The sequence below is a fragment of the Pseudovibrio sp. Tun.PSC04-5.I4 genome (assembly GCF_900104145.1).
GTDB lineage: Bacteria > Pseudomonadota > Alphaproteobacteria > Rhizobiales > Stappiaceae > Pseudovibrio.
Window position 1 is genome coordinate 4,319,386 of the sequence record NZ_FNLB01000006.1, and the last position, 19,892, is coordinate 4,339,277.

General features: G+C 48.5%; 21 protein-coding genes. 11 read left to right on the forward strand and 10 right to left on the reverse strand.

The features are described 5' to 3' along the window. Nucleotides 1–378 precede the first annotated feature (378 nt). On the reverse strand, nt 379–1,896 hold the full coding sequence (locus BLS62_RS25230; protein ID WP_093187759.1) for a DUF3360 family protein: 1,518 nt from the start codon (nt 1,894–1,896) through the stop codon (nt 379–381). A gap of 1,167 nt (nt 1,897–3,063) precedes the next feature. Between BLS62_RS25230 and BLS62_RS25235 the strand changes: the two genes are divergently transcribed. From BLS62_RS25235 to sfsA, 3 genes are all read left to right on the forward strand, one after another. Next, nucleotides 3,064–4,479, forward strand: a complete 1,416-nt coding sequence (locus BLS62_RS25235; RefSeq protein WP_093189611.1) for a TrkH family potassium uptake protein — start codon at nt 3,064–3,066, stop codon at nt 4,477–4,479. Nucleotides 4,480–4,701: 222 nt separating this feature from the next. Then, entirely contained in the window at nt 4,702–6,153 is a 1,452-nt protein-coding gene (locus tag BLS62_RS25240) for a TrkH family potassium uptake protein (RefSeq protein WP_093187761.1), read from the forward strand. Between the two features lie 24 nt (nt 6,154–6,177). Further along, nucleotides 6,178–6,882 carry a DNA/RNA nuclease SfsA gene (gene sfsA / locus BLS62_RS25245; protein ID WP_093187764.1) on the forward strand — a complete coding sequence of 235 codons (705 nt, stop codon included), beginning with the start codon at nt 6,178–6,180 and terminating at the stop codon, nt 6,880–6,882. A 4-nt stretch (nt 6,883–6,886) separates the two neighbouring features. Here sfsA and BLS62_RS25250 read toward each other — a convergent pair whose 3' ends face one another. The 6 genes from BLS62_RS25250 to BLS62_RS25275 form a co-directional block, all read right to left on the reverse strand. Then, entirely contained in the window at nt 6,887–7,537 is a 651-nt protein-coding gene (locus tag BLS62_RS25250; protein WP_159436573.1) for a tetratricopeptide repeat protein, read from the reverse strand. Between the two features lie 4 nt (nt 7,538–7,541). Next, on the reverse strand, nt 7,542–8,069 hold the full coding sequence (locus BLS62_RS25255; RefSeq protein ID WP_093187768.1) for a hypothetical protein: 528 nt from the start codon (nt 8,067–8,069) through the stop codon (nt 7,542–7,544). Between the two features lie 203 nt (nt 8,070–8,272). Then, entirely contained in the window at nt 8,273–8,776 is a 504-nt protein-coding gene (gene gpt, locus BLS62_RS25260; RefSeq protein WP_093187770.1) for a xanthine phosphoribosyltransferase, read from the reverse strand. A 10-nt stretch (nt 8,777–8,786) separates the two neighbouring features. After that, the gene (locus BLS62_RS25265; RefSeq protein ID WP_093187772.1) at nt 8,787–9,527 is read right to left on the reverse strand and encodes a competence/damage-inducible protein A; all 741 of its coding nucleotides are present in this window, start codon (nt 9,525–9,527) and stop codon (nt 8,787–8,789) included. Nucleotides 9,528–9,555: 28 nt separating this feature from the next. Beyond that, nucleotides 9,556–10,764, reverse strand: coding sequence for an FAD-dependent oxidoreductase (locus BLS62_RS25270; protein WP_093187775.1), 1,209 nt, complete (start codon nt 10,762–10,764; stop codon nt 9,556–9,558). Nucleotides 10,765–10,861: 97 nt separating this feature from the next. Further along, a complete protein-coding gene (locus tag BLS62_RS25275; RefSeq protein ID WP_093187778.1) occupies nt 10,862–11,107 on the reverse strand; it encodes a zinc-finger domain-containing protein in 246 nt (81 codons plus the stop codon). A gap of 300 nt (nt 11,108–11,407) precedes the next feature. On the opposite strand from BLS62_RS25275, the gene BLS62_RS25280 reads away from it, so the two are divergent. From BLS62_RS25280 to BLS62_RS25305, 6 genes are all read left to right on the forward strand, one after another. Then, entirely contained in the window at nt 11,408–12,160 is a 753-nt protein-coding gene (locus BLS62_RS25280; protein ID WP_093187781.1) for an alpha/beta fold hydrolase, read from the forward strand. Beyond that, nucleotides 12,157–13,029, forward strand: coding sequence for an alpha/beta fold hydrolase (locus BLS62_RS25285; protein ID WP_093187784.1), 873 nt, complete (start codon nt 12,157–12,159; stop codon nt 13,027–13,029). Before BLS62_RS25280 ends, BLS62_RS25285 begins: the two co-directional genes overlap by 4 nt. A 205-nt stretch (nt 13,030–13,234) precedes the next feature. Next, on the forward strand, nt 13,235–14,083 hold the full coding sequence (cysE, locus tag BLS62_RS25290) for a serine O-acetyltransferase (protein ID WP_093187787.1): 849 nt from the start codon (nt 13,235–13,237) through the stop codon (nt 14,081–14,083). A gap of 83 nt (nt 14,084–14,166) precedes the next feature. Beyond that, nucleotides 14,167–14,382 carry a DUF3126 family protein gene (locus BLS62_RS25295; protein ID WP_093189614.1) on the forward strand — a complete coding sequence of 72 codons (216 nt, stop codon included), beginning with the start codon at nt 14,167–14,169 and terminating at the stop codon, nt 14,380–14,382. A 265-nt stretch (nt 14,383–14,647) separates the two neighbouring features. Then, complete coding sequence (locus tag BLS62_RS25300) at nt 14,648–14,959, forward strand: DUF6949 family protein (protein ID WP_208991093.1); 312 nt, start codon at nt 14,648–14,650, stop codon at nt 14,957–14,959. 55 nt (nt 14,960–15,014) lie between these two features. Then, the gene (locus BLS62_RS25305) at nt 15,015–15,548 is read left to right on the forward strand and encodes a gamma carbonic anhydrase family protein (RefSeq protein ID WP_093187790.1); all 534 of its coding nucleotides are present in this window, start codon (nt 15,015–15,017) and stop codon (nt 15,546–15,548) included. 75 nt (nt 15,549–15,623) lie between these two features. Here BLS62_RS25305 and BLS62_RS25310 read toward each other — a convergent pair whose 3' ends face one another. The 3 genes from BLS62_RS25310 to BLS62_RS25320 all read right to left on the reverse strand — a co-directional run bounded on the left by BLS62_RS25310 (nt 15,624) and on the right by BLS62_RS25320 (nt 18,047). Continuing rightward, entirely contained in the window at nt 15,624–16,244 is a 621-nt protein-coding gene (locus BLS62_RS25310; RefSeq protein ID WP_093187793.1) for a transglutaminase-like cysteine peptidase, read from the reverse strand. 373 nt (nt 16,245–16,617) lie between these two features. After that, nucleotides 16,618–17,253 carry a PilZ domain-containing protein gene (locus BLS62_RS25315; RefSeq protein ID WP_093187796.1) on the reverse strand — a complete coding sequence of 212 codons (636 nt, stop codon included), beginning with the start codon at nt 17,251–17,253 and terminating at the stop codon, nt 16,618–16,620. A 104-nt stretch (nt 17,254–17,357) separates the two neighbouring features. Beyond that, complete coding sequence (locus BLS62_RS25320) at nt 17,358–18,047, reverse strand: PAS domain-containing protein (protein WP_093187799.1); 690 nt, start codon at nt 18,045–18,047, stop codon at nt 17,358–17,360. A 466-nt stretch (nt 18,048–18,513) separates the two neighbouring features. Between BLS62_RS25320 and BLS62_RS25325 the strand changes: the two genes are divergently transcribed. Next, nucleotides 18,514–19,296, forward strand: coding sequence for a rhomboid family intramembrane serine protease (locus BLS62_RS25325; protein WP_093187802.1), 783 nt, complete (start codon nt 18,514–18,516; stop codon nt 19,294–19,296). A gap of 154 nt (nt 19,297–19,450) precedes the next feature. After that, entirely contained in the window at nt 19,451–19,882 is a 432-nt protein-coding gene (locus BLS62_RS25330) for a CBS domain-containing protein (protein ID WP_093187805.1), read from the forward strand. Nucleotides 19,883–19,892 lie beyond the last annotated feature (10 nt).

A 19,892-nucleotide genomic window follows, 5' to 3' on the forward strand; every position in this document is an offset into this window, starting at 1 on the left:
TTTGGAAAAGCAGGCGAGTGGAAGGTGTGCCTGCATCCTTAGGGTGAGTTTGCTCTGATTGCTGAAGAGGTTGAAATTGTCAGAGTCTATCGCGTTATAGATGCAATCTATTACAGCTTTTAGTTATTGAATGAAATTGAGCATTTGAGGTAATGGGTTGTGCCCTGCGAGTTTTTGCATATCCTGATTTATGATGAGATATCAGTGCAGTAAGTATACATACTGTATTTTCAAAGGGGTTCTTGCCTGTCGCGTGTTATTCGTGTCGGGCGTTCCTGACCTGCGATTTTTGGCGCTGGCGTGGTGTTGCATTGGTTGTGCATAAAAAAAGGCGCATCAGAAACCTGACGCGCCTTTGAGACTCAGTGTTTTTTCAGCTTACAGAAGAGCTGGAATACCAGGCAACATGCCAACAGCAGCCATTGCCAGAGTACAGACAATTACTGCACCAGCTGGAATGATAATGCGGTCTGTGAAGCTCAAGCGTTGTGCGCGCTCTTTGTCACCAATCAGGCCATTGTTGTCGAGGAACATGGTCAATGCCCATGCCAGAACAGGGTTGGTCACGATTGCAGCAAAGATACAGATACCAGCAGAGTTGGTGTCGTTGCTTGATTTCACCATCTGAAGACCAGCTTCAAGCAGTGGCAAGAATACACCCACGAGCAATGCACAAGACATCACTGGCTGCCATACGGCAACGTCCATTGGGTAGCCGAGGGTAGCAATCACGATGCAGAGCGCACCAAGCACGATAGCACCAGCTGGGATAGGACGCTTCGCGATAGCAGCCGGGATCATGTATGTGCCCCAGGAAGATGTGATGTTACCACCACCGAACAGTGTGCCTGTGAACTGACGCAGGGAACAACATGTCATGGTGTCATCAACGTCCATCAGAACTTTATTTGTGTTCTTAGGGTAGTTGAGTTCCTGGAAAATACGGTGACCAAGGAAATCAGGAGACCACATTGCAACAGCCAGAATAGCCCAAGGCAAAGATGCAACGAAGTGGCCCATGTTTGGAAGACCAAGCTGCCAGCCGCTTTCGGTAGAACCCCACCAGTACCAAGGGTTCATGTTTGGCAAGCCAGGAGCAGTGGTGAACTGAAGATCAACGCCAGCGCCGAGAGCCAGAGCCAGAACAACAGCAGCTACTGAACAGGCCGGAATTGCGAGCCAACGCTTACCAATTTTGGCGAGGTATGCGTAAAGAACGATGTTGATCGCAAAGATTGCAAGAGCCACGTAGGAAAGGCTGGAGGCAAGATCATGTTTTCCCTGCAGGCTTTCAGCCCAGGAGAACAAGGAGGTAATCTGCCCTTTTGCTCCCATAAAGCCGAGGAACACGAGAAGACCACCTGCTACACCCTGACTTGTCAGGTTCACAAGACGGGAACCGCCTTTGAAGTAGCTGAGCAACAACCCGAAGACACAGAGCAAAATTGCAAGTGCGAGCGGATGTGCGCCGGCAAGAGCAATGGAGCCGATCAACGGGATCATTGGGCCATGGTTACCAGCAAGGTTGGCACGTGGGTTGAGGAAACCGGAACCGATGATGCAGAAGATCAGGGCAGGGATCAGCATTTCAATGCGGACAACCTCAATGATCCATTCTGCGCCAAGGTTTACGTTTGGCCATCTGGCAGTCAGGCCAGAAGCCCAAGCGGTCATCACAGCGGAGTACATCACGGAAATGCCGATTGTGCCTGCGATCGCGGGTACAAGATCTTCCCATTCAAAGCGGAAATCACGACCTGGAAGGTTAAGACCCCAGATACGTGGTTTCATGATCTGGAGTTCGTGGTCCAGATATTCGGTGCGAGTTTCAAACTCGCTCGCAGGCTTATGAAGCTCGCTGTAGGATTCTTCATTTTTGTCTGTCTGCTGAAGCATAACAGCCACTCTCCATAAAAGCTGACAGGGGAATGGACAGAGAAGTCATTGGGCGTCCGTCTAATGGACGGAGCTGGCGATGACTTCACAATTTATGATCTTCATTTTTGGTTTGCTTGGGAGGTGATCAGAACCGTCAGGATATCTGTTTCTCAGTTGTTGCTCTTTGGGAGGTTTGTCTCCCGAAGCGGGTTTCACTCTCTAGTCATAGGAGACCAATTGAGTTTTGTCTCATTGACTGAATTCGGTTCAGCATCTTGTGATGCCTTGGTATCCGAATGTGAAATCGCTGTGACGAGGTGAAATAAGGCGCAACTGATGCAGCGGTTTCAAGCTCGCTGCGGTATCCTTCCGGGTCATCCACCCTTCGCTGGAAAGGCTGACAAACCAGAAATTTAGATCATAAATACCTATCCCCTGTTCCACAGTTCCGTTCGCTTCCTCGTTAATCTGACGTAAGGAAGCTTACGGGTTCTGGGAGAACTTGCAGAAGGTTGCAGCTTAAATAAAATCGTAACAGTCTATTGCGTTATAGATTTTGTCGATGATAGGTGAAATTGACTTGATCAATGCTATCTCATTGATTTTGTTGAGTAGACCGGCCCGTGATTACAGTGAAATTTCAGTTCATTTTTCGCTATTTAAAACAATAGTCTAAGAAGATTTTATCGATCTATATTCTCTGAAAGAGTGACCTCGCTGGTGCCTGAGTGCTTCCATTCTGTCGCGGTAGAAGGACGTATATGTAGTATTGTCGCAGGACTGTGGGAACTTTCGAACCTAGTGTTTTTCCGAGTTTAAAACGCGTTAGAGGCATCCTAGATGGTAAAATATTTGATAAAAAATTCTAAGTCTCACTCAATAAATATGCAGGGATAAATTTGCAGAGCTAGGTTTGTCGACAAAGAAAAAACTTGGACATGTCATACTTATGGCGTAAATAAGCGACCCGCGCGGCCTTGCACTGAAGGCCTGTTTGAGTTGCCTTAGATTTTCACTTCCCAGTAACCTCATATTTCATCATCAGAAATGGAAGGTCCTCCTTCGCTGAGAAGCTTAACCGAGACTCTGTAGGATTTGAGATTAAAGCTTGCTGGTGTTTCGTTGATCGCGGCACTGCTTTCTGAAATGAGAGAAGCTATGGCGTTGGTGGGTCCCGTTTTACGGGTGCTTGGATATTTTCTGGTCGGGCTTGCATTGCTTATGCTTGCGCCTGCGCTGCTGGATGTTTATTTCAGCAACCCGGATTGGCTCGCGTTTACACTTTCCGCTTTGTTTGTCGGCTTGTTTGGGCTTCTGCTGGCTGTTTCTACTAATAATTATAAACTGACGCATCTGAGTATCCGCCAAGCGTTTCTGCTTACAACGGCCTCGTGGATCGCTATGCCCATCTGTGGGGCACTGCCATTCCTGAGCCTTGGTATTGGCTTTGAGGATGCGTTTTTTGAGAGCGTTTCTGGATTCACGACAACAGGCTCAACTGTACTTATCGGCCTTGATGGCATGCCACCCGGTTTGCTGTTCTGGCGATCTTTGACACAATGGATTGGCGGAGTTGGAATTATTGTGATGGCTATCCTGCTGATGCCATTGCTGCGCATTGGTGGAATGCAATTGTTCCGGACTGAAAGCTCAGATCGCGGTGAGAAGATCGTGGCACGTGCAACAGATCTGACACGCCTTATTGGCGGTATCTATATACTCCTTACCTTGGCTTGTACCGTCCTTTACATTTTTGCAGGCATGACGCCGTTTGATGCACTCAATCATGCGATGACAACTCTGTCTTCCGGTGGGTTCTCAACACACGATGCGTCCTTTGCTTATTTCGACAGCGTTGCTGCGCAGTGGGTGGCTGTTGTTTTTATGCTGGCATCTGGCTTGCCGTTTGTGGTGCTTATCAAGGCGTTGACAAAGAACCCGAAAGCCTTGTTGGAAGATCCTCAAGCGCGCGTATTCCTATACCTGATCATCGTTCTTTCCAGTGTGACTGCGCTGTATCTTGGGGTCGAGAATAAATTTCCGTTTGGGCGTGCTGTTGTGGAAGCCTCATTTGTGGTGATTTCCATCATTACAACAACAGGCTATGGGCTGGGTGATTACACAGCGTGGGGCCCGCCGATGATGGGGTTCTTCCTGATGCTGACCTTTATTGGTGGGTGCACGGGGTCTACCAGTGGTGGGATTAAGATCTTCCGCTTCATCGTCTTTTTCGGCACAGTGCGTGCTTATATGAACAAGATGATCCGGCCAGACCAGGTTGTGCCGGTTCGCTATGGCGACACGAAAATCACGCCAGATCTTGCGTTTTCCGTCCTTGCCTTTCTCGTCGTTTACATGGCGACGGTGGGCATCATTACGGTCATCCTTGGTGGCCTTGGATTGGACCTTGTGACGGCGATGAGCGCAGCAACTACAGCAATCTCAAACGTGGGTCCTGGATTGGGTGACATTATTGGGCCAGTTGGCAACTTTGCTGACCTTCCAAGCAGTGCGAAGATAGTTTTGTCTGGAGCAATGTTACTGGGAAGACTTGAGCTGTTTACAGTGCTTGTGCTGTTTAATCCTGCTTTCTGGCGATAACGCTGCGTTCGCGGGTTCTCTCTCGCTGCAAATCTTCAATTCCGCATGCATTCTCTTTGAGTGAATAGGTAATTGACCGATTTAATCAATTGCCAGATATCTGCAATTAGCCTAAAACCTGTATCTTATTGAGCTTGTGAGCATACCGTTCTGGTCACGTCCTAACCGGGGCAATTTATGACTAACGGGCGAACAAAATGATGTTTGACGTCGGCGGTATTGATGTTGGTTTCCTTACGACCGGTTTTAAGTGTGCTTGGGTATCTTTATGTCGGCCTTGCGGCGGCAATGTTGATCCCGGCTTTAGTTGATGTTGTTTCTCGAAATGCTGATTGGCAGGCTTTTGTTCTTTCTGCTTTAATCACCGGCCTCTTTGGAATGCTGCTCATCGTTGCTATGGGCGGCGCCTTGCGTGATGGCCTTGATACGCGGCAGACATTTATCCTGACGACATTGTGCTGGGTGAGTTTGCCCGCGTTTGGAGCGCTCCCTTTTCTCTGGCTTGGTGTCGCTTATGTAGACGCTGCGTTTGAAGCTGTTTCGGGGTTTACAACGACGGGATCGACGGTCTTATCCGGCCTCGATTCTCTTCCGCCGGGCTTGTTGGTCTGGCGTTCGCTGATGCAGTGGATGGGCGGTGTTGGGATTGTCGTTATGGCGATTGTTCTTTTGCCGTTTTTGCGCATCGGTGGAATGCAACTTTTCCAAACTGAGAGCTCTGATCAGAGTGAAAAGATCGTAGGCCGTTCCATTGAGCTTATCCGTCTGATTGGTTTGACATATTTGTTTCTGACCAGCCTATGCATTATGTTCTTCTGGTTTTCTGGAATGACCATGTTTGATGCGTTTAATCATGGTCTCACAACAATTGCGACCGGCGGGTATTCCACCCATGATGACTCGTTTGGTTATTTCACCAATCCGGTGACCGGTTGGATTGCCATTGTCTTTATGGTCATTGGGTCTTTGCCGTTTGTTTTGATCATTCAAGCATTGCGCGGTCAGCCTTTGTTGTTGTGGCGAGATCCGCAAGTGCGGTCTTTCCTGTGGTTGATTGGTGTTATTTCCATTGCTCTGACGATCTACCTCGGGGCGTCTGGCAATGCAGATAGCTTTGGCAGTGCTGTTTTACAGTCTACGTTCAATGTGATTTCGGTTGTAACCGGCACGGGCTATGCCATGGGGGATTACACTTCGTGGGGTGCTCCAGTTATTGGCCTCGCGTTCCTGCTTAAGTTCGTTGGTGGGTGTACTGGGTCGACAACGGGCGGCATTAAAATCTTCCGCTTCCTCGTCTTCTTTGGAACCGTCATTGCGCATATGCGCCGGATGGTGCGTCCTAACCGCGTTATCTCTGTGACCTACGGAAACACGCACCTGACGCCTGAGCTGACCTTCTCGGTTTTGGCGTTTTTGGTGGTTTACATTGGCACCGTTGGTATTCTGACGTTGATCTTGTCCCTGTTCCATCTGGATCTTGTGACGGCAGTATCTGCTGCTGCGACATCCGTTGGTAATGTTGGCCCGGGTCTTGGAACGATGATCGGTCCTGCTGGCAACTTTGCTCCGCTTCCTGATCCGGTTAAGTGGATCCTATGTGTTGCTATGCTGATGGGCCGGTTGGAGTTGTTTACCGTTCTTATTCTTCTGGATCCGGATTTCTGGTCCAAATAATCAAACTAGAGTGGAGTGATCGCCATGCGATTTGAAAGTCAGTTGCTTACTGGCCGTCTGGTGAAGCGCTATAAGCGGTTTCTGTCCGATATTATTCTGGATGGGAGTGGTGAAGAGGTGATCGCTCATGTGGCCAACTCTGGTTCTATGATGGGGTTGAAGGATGAGGGGCTCAAAGTGTGGGTTTCTCCCTCCAACAATCCTAAACGTAAGCTGAAGTACTCTTGGGAAATGCTGGAAGTGGGTGGTGCTATGGTTGGCATCAACACCAGTAGACCTAACAAGTTAGTTGAAGAAGCAATTGAGGCTGGTCGCATTCCTGAGTTGACTGGCTATGAGACACTGCGGCGTGAAGTGAAGTATGGCCAGAATTCCCGCATTGATATTTTGCTGGAAGGGCCGAATGATCAGCTCACTTACGTTGAAGTGAAGAATGTAACACTTGCGCGGCAGCAGGGTATTGCTGAGTTCCCTGATGCAGTGACAGCGCGCGGGGCAAAGCATTTGGTTGAGCTTGGGGATATGGTCAAGGAAGGGCATCGTTCTGCAATGGTGTTTCTAATCCAGCGTGATGATTGTGATGCACTCACCTTGGCACGGGATATTGACCCCAAGTATGGCAAGATTTTTGATGAAGCCATTGCGGCTGGTGTTGAGGTTTATGCCATCGGCTGCCGCCTGACTGCAGAAGAGATTATTGCAGACAGGCCAATTGCAGTGAAATGCTAGGTTGCTATTGCAGAGCCTCTGGTGTTGCAGCTGGGATATCTCCGGCGATGTTTTTCTCTAGCTTCTGTGTTGCGGCTATTACATCCAGATAATACTGCGCGGCTTCATTGCCGTAATCTTGCAAGGATCGGGTGAGGTAGCGCTCTGCTTCCTCAAAACGTTGGGTGAGGAAGTACAGTTCCCCAAGGTTGCTGATTGTTGCGCGTTTGGTGAAGCTTTCCTCATTTATTGTGAGTGCCTCGGCCTGTTTGAGGAGACCTTCTGCATGGCTGAAATCGCCATGTTTCATCGCAACCCAGCCAGCTGTGTTGACGACAGACGTGTCCTCAATGTTCAGCTCGTGCCGAATAATGATGGCTTTGTTGAAGGCTGCTTTGGCGTTGGGATAGTCATCCAGCTCATGATAAGCGAGGCCGAGGTTGAAATACGCTCGGAAATAATCGGCTTTGCTTTCAACAACTTCCAACAGCTGCTCAACTGACTTTTTCGGATCATAAGTGTCAGGCCTAAAAGGTTGGCGCAGCATTCTTGCAAGTAGCGTTTTTGCCTCAAGTTCCGGGGATACGTCCTGTCCGAATTTATCCATGGCCCACGACGAGGAGAGGAATAAAAGGAGTGCAGTCATGCTAATCAATATCAGTTTGAGCAGTTTCATAGCTTCAGCCTCCCTGTAGCATTTCGAGTGTTTGCGAAGAGACTGGAGCCTCTGGTGGGCCAATTGCAGGTTGAACCGGCATGTTTCGTGCTGCATTGAGAGCTGCAAGCTGTGCTCTTATGGTGCGAATGATGTTGTGAACCTTGGCAGCATTGAGAACGACGGTGTCGTCCTCCCGGTATTCTCCTGTGTGCTGCCTATTGATTATTGGAACTTGTTGACCTTTGTGAAGCAGAACGACCTGACCTAGAGTGTCATCCCAAGCTGGTTGAGGCATGGTGATTGTTAGTTTGATTTTTTTCTCTGTCACCTGCGAGTTCACGTAGATCATGGCGATCTGAAGCGGAGCGGCGATGATCATGAACAGCATGGCCCCAATCATGAAAAATTTTGAAAGATTGACAGCAGCCTCTGTCGGCTTGTCATCTTTGATGACTTCGCGGATGTTTGTGTAAGCCAGATAGACGAAGAGGAAGGATAGGCCGAGGAAGCCGTAACCCAATATGGTGTCTATGTTATCGAACGGGTTCATCGAGCAGTTCCAGCACAGAGGGAGGATTTATTCCGTTCTCATTATAAGGGATGCCGAAGCGAACGTATGCTGAGTGTTATTTAGGGGTAGGCACAAATAAAAAGCCCCAGCTGATGCCGGGGCTTGAAAACAATTTGGAACTTCTAAGTCTCAAAGCGCGTATTCCTGTTTGGAAACCGGAACCCGCTTTGGGGGAATAGACTTTAGCCTGCAGTGTCTTTTGAGATTGGTGGCTGGAACTGCCAACCCATGTCCCAAGGGAAGTACACCCAGGTGTCCTGAGAAAGTTCGGTTACGATGGTGTCGGCAAGTTCTGCGCCCATTGGTTTTGCGTAGACAGCTGCGAAATGTGCTTTTGGAAGCATTTCGCGAACCACTCTTGCCGTTTTACCTGTGTCGACGAGATCGTCGATGACAAGGACGCCTTCTCCGCCGTCACTTCCAACGACTTTAGGGTCGATTGGCTTGATGACTCTCAGTTCGCCCTGATCATCGTAGTCGTGATAGGACGCAATACATACTGTTTCGATCATGCGAACGCCGAGTTCACGCGCAATAATGCCGGCTGGAACCAGACCACCGCGGGTGATGCAAACGATCGCTTTAAATTCGCCTTTGTCAGCAAGGCGCCAGGAGAGGGCCCGACAATCACGGTGGAACTGATCCCAGGAAACCGGGAAGGCTTTGGACTGCTGCTGATTTTCCATGTGTCTTCTTTCAAAGATATTTCGTCTTTGCGGTCTCTACGGCCGCTTGGACTGCTGCACTGGTCTGTTCCAGTACAACATTTGACCGGCATCGCACAACAATCTGTGTGGAAAATACGCCATCTTTTGATTGCGGGTATGATCCAATTGATGTTTCCGGGAATTTTTTCTGAATTTCCCCTAGGTCAGTTGCAATGCGACTCTCCGGCAGGGGGGCGTCAATAGCCTTGGAAAGCATCTTTAACCCAGTGTCCAGCGTTGGTGCTACTGCATCTACCATGGCCTGCATGATGGCTGGCACGCCTGCCATGACATGGACGTTTTCAATTTTGAAGCCCGGAGCGATTGATACTTTATTTTCGATGAGATCGGAGCCTTCCGGCAAACGTGCCATCCGTTGACGAGCTTGCGTGAAGTTTTCTGCGCCGTAGTGATCTTCCAACAGTTTGAATGCGCGTGGATCAAGGCCGATCGGAACGTTGAATGCTTTTGCAATTGCATCTGCTGTAATATCGTCGTGGGTCGGGCCGATGCCACCAGAGGTGAAAACATAGGTGTACTCGGCGCGTAATGCGTTGACGGCTTCCACAATCTTATCTTGCACATCCGGCACAATTCGAACTTCGTTCAGGTCAATGCCAATTTCAGTCAAATAAGATGCGAGGAACCTGATGTTTTTGTCTTTGGTTCGGCCTGACAGAATCTCGTCGCCGATTACAAGAAATGCTGCGGTGATTACCTTTTCAGTCATAAACTCGGTATTCCTCAAATAACTTGAACTATTTTTTTGGGTTGATGCAGTCGTCGGGTGTCCACTCGTAGACCCAGTCCAAACGATCCAGCAGTTGCTCTGGTGAGTTGGAGCGCATGACTAAATCCCGTGCGAGGCGCATAGGGAAGCCCATGTGGTAGATCCGTTGATTTCGCTTCACGAGTTTGCTCATCTTCTCAATACGAGGACGACGGGCATCTTCGTATGACTGAAGCGCATGCGGGGTCGCACCGTGAATATCTACCATTTTGGAAAGGACTGCCGCATCTTCAATGGCCATTGCTGCGCCTTGCGCGGCAAAAGGGAGCATTGCGTGGGCAGCATCCCCAATCAAGGTGATCGGACCTTTTGTCCATGCAGGCTTTATGTCGTTTTCACACAACGCCCAACGGGTCCAGGTTTCCGGAAGAAAAACAAGCCGCAATGCTTCCGGCGTCCATTTTCTGAAGTGTTTTCTTACTTCTTCTGAACCAACTTGATGTGACCAGCTGTCGTGGTCCCAGTTTTCTTTGGTGACGGCGACAACGTTAAGAAGTCTGCCGTTCTTTACCGGATACTGGACTAGATGTGCGTTTGATGCCATCCAAAGGCCTGAGGTGCTGAGTAAGTGTTCCAGATTGAACGGGGGTTCAGCAGTCGCCCTATAAGCGACAAACCCAGAATGTTTCGGGCCAGGATTGCCAAGCGTGTTCTGCCTAATCTGGGAACGTACCCCATCGGCGCCAATCAGTAGGTCAAACTGGCTTGGTATCTTGCTGTTTTCCTGCGCAAAAGCAAGACCTTGCAGAGTAACAGTCTCACCAGTGATGCTGGCATCTTCAACGGCGGTTTGCAGGTGGAGTGAGATTTCCGGGGTCTGGTTCACAGCTTCAACCAGAAGCGCCTGCAAATCAGCTCTATGGATGACGTAATAGGGCGCGCCGTAACGGTCCTCAGCAATGCGGCCGAGGGGAACAGTCGCCAGATGCGCACCATCATGTCCAGAGCGAACGTTTACGCTTGCAGGAGATACTGCGCGGGACATTAAGGCCGGTCCGAGACCAAGTGCCTGCAGGCAACGCATAGCATTTGCTGAAAGTTGAATGCCTGCGCCTGCTTCTGAGAGTTCAGTCGCCGCATCAAACAGGTGAACACTATGCCCTTTGCGGGATAGATAAAGTGCAGCCGTTAAGCCAGCAATGCCGGCGCCTGCAATGGCTATTTTTTTTGGTATCATTACGCAGTTTACCTGCCGCGCTTTGCCGGGAGGAAAAGCCTTTGGGCATCGCAGCGGTATGTCTGGTTATTCGTCTATCATTTGAATAATGAGGCACTTAAGCCGCATCAGGCGTCCAAACACAATCTTCAGGCTGAGACTGATTAGATTTGAGCTTAGGATCGTGATTGTAAAGTGTAGAGCAATAAGGGCACACAACGCTGCCTTCTGAACCCATATCCAAGAAAATATGTGGGTGGTCCATAGGTGGGTTAGCACCGATGCACATGAATTCCTTAGCACCAATATGGATTGCGTCTACTCCATGGCTATTATGGAAGTGCGGTACGACTTTATCGGCCATTTGTTTTGCTCTGCTCCAAAGAACCAAATTTTATGAGACAATAGATTGGTTCATTCAAAAAGAACAGGTTCATTGCGCCTATGATTTATCACTAACGTATGCGGTCCACAGTTGTACTGTGAATTTTCACGTAGCTTTGAACTGTTCTACTCGCTTTATGGTTGTTGATTTGGTGCTTGGTTAGGTTGTGAATTGATGAAGGATTAATCCAAAGTGATAGATCTTCAGCCTTTCCTTTCCTCTAGGCAGGCTTTAACTTCGCATGTTCATAGAGTTTCCTTTACGTATGCGTCAGGTTCAATGCCTATATTTTCTAATAATGATCACCCTATTGCCTATCTCGATGAAGGAGAGGGCGATCCGATTCTTCTGATCCACGGATTTGCGTCCAACAAACATGTGAACTGGGTGTATCCTGGTTGGGTCGATCTTTTGGTGAAAGATGGTCGCCGGGTCATTGCAATCGATAACCGTGGTCACGGCGAGAGCTACAAATACTATGAGGCTGAGGACTACGGTGCGCCGGTGATGGCGAAAGACGCCCTCAAGCTGTTGGATCACCTTTATATCGATCAAGCTGATTTGCTTGGTTACTCCATGGGTACGCGCATTTCTGCCTTTTGTGCGCTGCAGGCCCCTGATCGGGTTCGTTCACTCACCCTTGGTGGAATGGGTTATGGTTTGATTTCCGGTGTTGGTAATCCAGAGCCTATTATTGAAGGTTTGCTTGCCGAACGGATTTCTGATGTGAAAGACCGGACTGGCCGTGCCTTCCGTGCGTTTGCAGAGCAGACTAAATCTGATCGTCGCGCTCTGGCTGCCTGTATGCAATCAGCTCGCAAGCCCATCTCTGAGGAAATGATCTCCACCATCACGGCTCCGACGCTTATTGCCGTGGGGACAAACGACGATATTGCCGGTGACCCGCAAGCCTTGGCCGATTTGATGCCAAATGCCGAGTTTCTGGAAATTGCCAACCGGGATCATATGACAGCGGTTGGCGATAAGATTTTCAAAAAAGGCACATTAGAATTTTTGGAGCAATTTTCATGAGTAAACTGACTTGCGAATTTATTGGCGCTGACGGTAATCGGATTGTTGCGGACAGATTTGGTCATGAAGGTCAGTCTGTCATGTTGATGCACGGTGGCGGGCAGACAAGACATTCGTGGGGTAAAACTGCCGAGGGAATTGCTGATGCCGGTATGCAGGCTTTCTGTCTTGATATGCGCGGGCATGGGGATAGTGCTTGGGTAGATGGAGAGAAATACTTCTTCTCTGATTTTGGTGCGGATGTCGCCGCGGTTGCCGCTCAGGTTTTTGAGCAAACGGGTAGCAAACCAATTGCTATCGGCGCTTCTTTAGGCGGGTTGGCCTCTATTATGGCGGAGGGGGCTTTACGCCCGGGAGCACTGGCGGGTGTTATTCTTGTTGATGTGACGCCTCGGCTTGACGAAGGCGGCGTAAACAAAGTTCTTTCGTTCATGGCAGAAAAAGTAAATGACGGCTTTGGTAGCGTTGAAGAAGCTGCTGATATGATCGCCTCCTACTTGCCTCACCGGAAACGCCCGAAATCACTGGATGGCCTCTCTAAGAACCTTCGTTTGAGGGAAGATGGCCGTTATCGCTGGCATTGGGATCCGCGCTTTATTACTCATCATGCCAATCGTGTGGATGTGAAAGAGCGAGTGCAGTCTGAGCTTTTGGAAGCGGCGGCTAACCTTAAAGTGCCAAGTTTGTTGGTGAGAGGGGCGGCCTCTGAGCTTGTCAAACAAAGCCATGTAGATGAATTTCTTGAACTGGTTCCGCATGCTCAATTCACAGATGTGAAAGACGCCGGTCATATGGTGGCAGGAGATGTGAATGATGCTTTTACCGCAGCCATCATGCCGTTTTTGAGAGAGTACCAAGCTGCTGCCTAAAAATAGAATGGATTTCTGTATTTTGTTTGAAATGTAGTTCTCCTTTCTCTTTAGTCCTTTGGCTTTGGTACGGATTTTCTCTAATGGCGATAATGCGTGATGTACTATAGGCGGATAATTCAAATCGGGTAGGTGGGGCTTGGAATGATTTGGTCCGCACCTATGTAAGATTGAACAGGTCCTACATATAAAGGAACGCTCTTTCATGGTGCAATTATCTTCAAGTAGCCCCAAGGAGGTTGCCTCCCATGATCCAGTTTGGGATCGTGTGAAAGCAGAAGCGCAAGCCATGGCTAGTTCTGAGCCAGCGCTTGCCTCATTCGTTTACGAAACCGTCCTGAACCATGCCTCCTTAGAAGAAGCAATCGTTCACCGTGTAGCTGATCGATTGGGACACGTTGTTGTGTCTTCTTCTCTTATTCGCCAGACTTATCTGGATGTGCTGGAACAAGCCCCCGAGATTTCTCAAGCCTTCCGTGTTGATTTGTCTGCAGTCTTTGACCGTGATCCTATTTGCGACCGGTTTTTGGAGCCGCTTCTCTATTTTAAGGGATTCCACGCTCTTCAGACACACCGATTAGCCAACTGGTTGTGGTTTAAAGGCCGAGAAGATTTTGCGCTTTATCTGCAAAGCCGCAGTTCCGAAGTGTTCCAGATGGATATTCATCCTCAAGTTCCGATGGGGCGAGGGGTCTTTTTCGATCATGGAACCGGTATTGTGATTGGTGGTACTGCCATTATTGAGGACGATGTCTCTATTCTGCAGGGAGTTACTCTTGGTGGAACCGGTAAGGTTTCCGGTGATCGGCATCCAAAAATTCGCCACGGTGTCTTGATCGGTGCTGGTGCTAAGATTTTAGGTAACTTGGAAATTGGCCATTGCTCTCGAATAGCTGCCGGGTCCGTTGTGTTAAAAGATGTGGATCCATGCACAACAGTGGCTGGTGTTCCTGCTAAGGTTGTGGGTGAAGCAGGATGCGATCAACCTGCCCGGGCCATGGATCAAATGATAGGTCAAGGTCAAGAACTTTCCTCGCAAAACAAACAAGGATAAGCTGGTTTCATAGGGTTGGCACGGCGGCAAACTTGTATATTTTGTGCTCAAAGTTTGATGTTGAAATTGGTAAGGAGACGGCTGTGAAGCCTGATGAAATTCGTAAGGTGCAAGCCTTCATGCGTAACGCTTTCAAATCACCAGATCTGGAAGTTCGTGCACGTTCGAACAAAGATGACTCTGCTGAAGTTTTCATTAACAACGAGTTTCTCGGCATTGTTTTCCGTGATGAGGAAGATGGTGAGCTGAGCTGGGGCTTCCAGATGGCTATTCTTGAAATCGACGTTGAAGGCCTCTAAGGCTTTTATCTGATTGCAAGCGCAAATATTAGGGCTCCTTCGGGAGCCCTTTTTTGTGTCAGAAGATGGCACAAGCGCTGTCTTAGTTGTTTTGTTTCGAGACACTGTTTGATCTGCATATTACCTCTGAAGATTGCCAATACCCCTTAGTTAAATATTACCAAGAAGTTAACGCGATTAGCCAAGGCGGCATGCCTTTTGCTTCTATCAAAGCTGTATTGCGTTTGGGCTTGTGAAAGCTCGCAGGTATTTGGGGGAGCACATAGTGGGTGAGTTGTTCATTGCAGTGTTTATTGCTGCATCCGGCTTTATCGTTGCAGGAATATGCGGAAGTTTCTATCAACTGGTGACAGGAGAACCGCCGCGGTTCTTTGGTGAAGCGAAGGGCCCGATCTCCAGCCTTATTGCGATTGCGCTGTGGATCTTTGCCGGCCCGTTTATGTTTATGCGCTACGCGATCGAAGGATATTTCAGGGAGAGTTTTCGGCCAAGTATGTTAGCGGCGGCAGGTGGATTGGCCGCTATGTGGAGCATCTGCTCGGGAACATTCATCCTGAGTTTTCTCTTGGCACTTTGATAGGGCTCTATGGTAGATTGCACGAGATTTGAATTGTACAATCTAGGAGAAGTGTGTGCCTTTTTACAAACTCGGAGATCGTAGTCCTAAGGTTCCTGAGAACGGCAATTATTGGGTCGCTCCGTGTGCGAGCTTGATTGGTCATATCCAGCTTGACGAAGAATCAAATGTTTGGTTTGGAGCGGTGCTGCGCGGTGATAATGAACTCATTCACATTGGTGCACGTTCCAACGTTCAAGATGGATCTGTTTTACATACAGATTTGGGATACCCGCTCGTAATTGGACCTAATTGCACCATTGGTCACAAAGCAATTTTGCATGGATGTACCGTTGGAGAAGGCTCTCTTATCGGCATGGGGGCAACTATTCTGAATGGGGCGAAGATTGGTAAGGGCTGCATCATTGGTGCCAATGCACTGATCCCAGAGGGTAAAGTTATTCCTGACGGCTCACTGGTGGTTGGTATGCCAGGTAAGGTTGTCCGTGATCTGGATGACGCAACCAAGGATATGCTTATCCGTTCTGCGGATGGCTATGTGCTCAATGCCAAGCGGTTTAAAGAGCAACTGGTTGAAGTTGAAATTTAAGAAGTGACTATAGCCGAGAAACACAAAAGCCGCGGACACCAGTCCAAGGCTTTTCTTGCCAAGATTGAAAAACTGTTATTCCGGGATACTTGCGACGGTGGTTACACGTTTATCGGAAATTGAGGACCACGCTGCTGCGTGACGTGCGGATTGACGCTTTACATAGCGATAAGGCGTTGAGTACCAAGGCAGGATCGAAGAGACTTGGTTGTCTAAAATGAGGTCGCCCTGATCTGTTCTGACGCTAAGAACAGCGTGCCCGCCATTATTTAGATCTTTCACAACAGTAATAAGAAGAGCGCTTTTTGGCCAACCTAGTTTTGCCAGTTGCCGCTGCTTCTCCAATACGTACTCCTCACAGTCGCCAGCACCTTGCGGATAAGTCCAGTATTCCGCGACACCGAAAAGTTGTTCGTCGGTGAACGGGCGAACCTCTTGGTTGATGGTGGCATTGATGTTGAGAAGTTCCTGCCAGCGCTCTTTTGTCAGGCGCACAACAAGTGGAGTTTTGGTGCCGTACTGGCACTGCTGGGGGTAGTTCTGACAAAACTCTACGTGTCCTATCGGTGCGCTTGCCCGACCGATCACTGGCATAAACCTACCAGGAATCTGCTCAGCATTTGCTTGCGTAGCGAATATTAGGCCACCTAACGCGATACCAAAAACACTTTTCGCGAATAGCTTAAATTCAAACACCAGTAGTGCCCTCCAATCTTGGCTGGCTCTACTTTCATTCGATCAGTTTTATTTGGTCCTAAACTTTAAAGTCAGTATTTAATAAAAATATTGTCAGTTTTTATTCAAATACAACTTGTAATCTAATTAAATAATAGGCAAATAAGACGCTAATTAAATTCAAATTTTATGTAATTTAGATTCCTGCAGAAAACAGTCATTTCATGAGCTTGGGGAAGGAGTATGTCGACCCATAACCCTGTTTGCGTTCACTCATAGAACAGCGAAGTATGCGCTTGGCATGGGATTACCACGTCGGATATTTTTTTGTAAATTTGTTATAAACCTGAGGAAAGTCCATCAGAATTAGAGAATCGCACTTTGTTTTGCTGCCTCAACGTTTTTCTGGATTTGAAATGTGGTGTTCCAGGAGTTCCTGGTTCTGAATTGCTGCGAATTCTACGGCGACCCCATCTTCGAAATGACGGATTACGCGAGCACGCATCTTGCCAAGGGTAATTGGTGTGCCGAGTGCTGGGCGAACGTCTGTTTTTAATGCGGCACCAGACAGAGAGACATCGACTATGCGACAATCATATTCTCGGTTATCCGGCATGATGATCTTTGTCATTGGCTTCTTTGGAATGAAACGGTCGAAGCGACGATCCTCAGACAGGTTCAACTCGTCTTTATTTGCCAGCCATGTGAGGACAGATGCCAGTTTGTCTCGTTTACGAGCGCTGGCATTTACCGTCATTGAAAATCCGCCGTCAATTTCTCGGACAATCTTACCTTCAACACGGCCAATATGGTCGAGGTAGGCAACTACGCGCTCGCCAATTGTTCCCATTACAGGAGAGATGAGAGCTGCACCGCCGGGTGACATGTTTACCACCTGACATGGGTACTCCCGTCTGTCTTCCAACATAAAGCGGCCTAAGACGTTGATTTCTACGCGAGAAAAACGACGTTTGTCAGGTTCTTTTGCTGCCAGAGCAGTAATTCGTTGGGTGGCTAAGCGCCCTGCCATTTTCTAAGAACCTCGAGCACGCAATTAATGATTAACTGGAAACACGGGTCATACCCTAAAAAAACAATGTTAACAGAATGGTAACTGCGTTCGTTAATTGCTACTTATATTTTCCCACCATCAACAACTCGCAGGTGTCCAACCTGTCGACTGCCCGGCAGCTGCATCAGTTTTGGTGCCGGATTTGCTGGAGTTTGGTGCGTTCTGCTGGTTCTTGGCTCCATAGGGCCGACTGAACGGTGAGCAGGTGTGCCAAAATGTGGGACATAATCGTTTTCATCAGTAAACAGGGGAGAATCTTCATCTGGCCAAATGAGACGCAGGCTATTGACGGATTGTTTGTTTATTGCTTGCACGCCGAGCCAGAATGGACGCTTAAGCGGGGCCATACATCCTAGGATACGTGTGCAGCCTTCACCTTGTACGCGAATCGGCAGCAACAACAACTCAAGATCTACGGACTGACCCATTTCTGTTGCGCCTGTAAAACTGATCACTGCCGCCGCGCCGTCTTGAGTGATGGCTGAAAGCATTGCTGAGACGGCCTGTTGGTCTTTTTTCTGCCATCCATCAAGGAAGTTGCGACCTTTTAATTCGCGGCAGAACAAAGAACACAGCCGCGTTCCAGCAAGGCGGAAACGGAAAGTATCTGTATTCGAAAGTTCCAAAATGAAGGTATCACCCAGCACGCTTTTGATTGCGGAAGGTTGGATATCCCCCCGTTCAGGGGCTGGGCGTTCGGCTCGTATTTCGTCCCAGTATTCAAAAAGTATACGTGATGCGCCGTGTTTCATTTTCCTACCATCCCCAGTCCCGTTTGTTGGGTCATCCCTTTGGACCAGTGTCCTTTTTATGGACAACTTTAACTATCCTCAGGTCTATGGTGGGGAATAAGCAGGGAGCATGCCAAGTCATTGAATAATTAAAATTTTAGTAAAAAATTAACGTTAACAAAAGGTTTAAGTTGTGCTTATGTTGAGCTGACTTCATTGTGGTTGTGTTGTCTCATTTGAACCCTGAGGCCTCACGAATTGAGCTAATTTTTGGCCGAACGCCTCGTGATTTTCGCTTGAACAAGTAGAGAATCTATAAGAAGCACGATGCCAGATAGGGAGCAGCTCCAATTAACCGTCGGCATCTTGGGGGAGAGCCGGCGGTTTTTTGTGTCTAATGGTTCTTCTTCAAATACTCAGAGTGCTTGCGAAGCATGCCAACATGTCCTAGTTCAAAATGGGACAGTTAATTTGGGTCTGTAGTGAAATGAACCAGCACCACGACGAACACATGAAAAATGGCCAGCCGGACTTTGAGCCGCTTCCACCCAAAAGGGAGCCAATGTTCAACCTACCGGGTGTGGTTGTAGGGCTCTCGCTAGTTTTCATTGGCATTCATTTAATAAGAACTTATGTCCTCAACTCAAATGCTGATGTTCAAACGCTTTTGTTGTTTGCCTTCTGGCCTGTGAGATATGTTGCTGGGTTTACTGCGGATTATTCATGGCCAGGTGGAACTGCGTCTTCAATCTGGAGTTTTCTGAGTTACGGATTTTTGCATGGCAGCGCCACACATCTAGGATTTAATGTGTTGTGGATGGCTGTGTTTGGCAGTGCGGTCGCTCGACGATTTGGAGCGGGGCGCTTTTTGCTTCTGTCTGCAATTTGTGCCGTTGCAGGTGCTGGGGCGCACTTAGCAACCAACTGGGGGCAAAGCATTCCTGTCATTGGTGCCTCTGCCGCAGTTTCTGGACAAATGGCAGCTTCTTTGCGGTTCATTTTTGAGATGGGTGGTCCGTTGGGTTCTTTTAGAGGGAAGGATGCGAGGGCTTACACTGTTCCTGCTCGGCCTTTGATGGCCGCTTTAGGTGACCGGCAAGTTCTGACATTTGTTTTAGTGTGGTTTGCACTTAACTTTGTCTTTGGCGTTTGGTCTGCGCCGATTGCTGGTGAAGGTTCCAGCATTGCGTGGCAAGCTCACGTAGGAGGCTTTATTGCGGGCCTCGTGTTATTCCCGCTTCTGGGCCCCGTTCGCCGATACCAAAAATGACAGTTTAAATGTTAGCTGACTACATATATTAACAGCACCGGAGATGTGGTCTAGGCAAGCTCAGTTTTATTTGTCATGATGCCGTAGGGTTAGGATGTTGTTTTTCCTTTTTTAACTTGAAAGAAGGATGACATAGACAAACGAGGAGGTCGCCATGACAGTTGCTGCCATTCTAAACGGTAAAGGGCGAGACGTTTATACGGAACCAAGCACCCGTAGCTTAAACGAAATTTGTTCGAGCTTAGGCGGGCGCCGCGTAGGCGCGATTATTCTATGTAATGAGCCGGGTATTATTGTCGGAGTCGTTTCAGAACGTGATGTCGTGAAAGCTATTTCGTTGGAAGGGCCGGATGTTCTGACCCAACCAGTAAGCGAATATATGACGAAAGAGGTTGCTGTTTGCGGAGAAGGTGATTCTGTGAACGGCGTTATGGCACGTATGACTGAAGGGCGCTTCCGTCACATGCCTGTTGTGGAAGATGGCAAGCTCATCGGGCTTGTTTCAATCGGTGATATTGTGAAGTACAGAATTGCACAGGTTGAACAGGAAGCGAAAGACATGCGCAACTACATTCAAGCTGTATAAGCGATCAAAA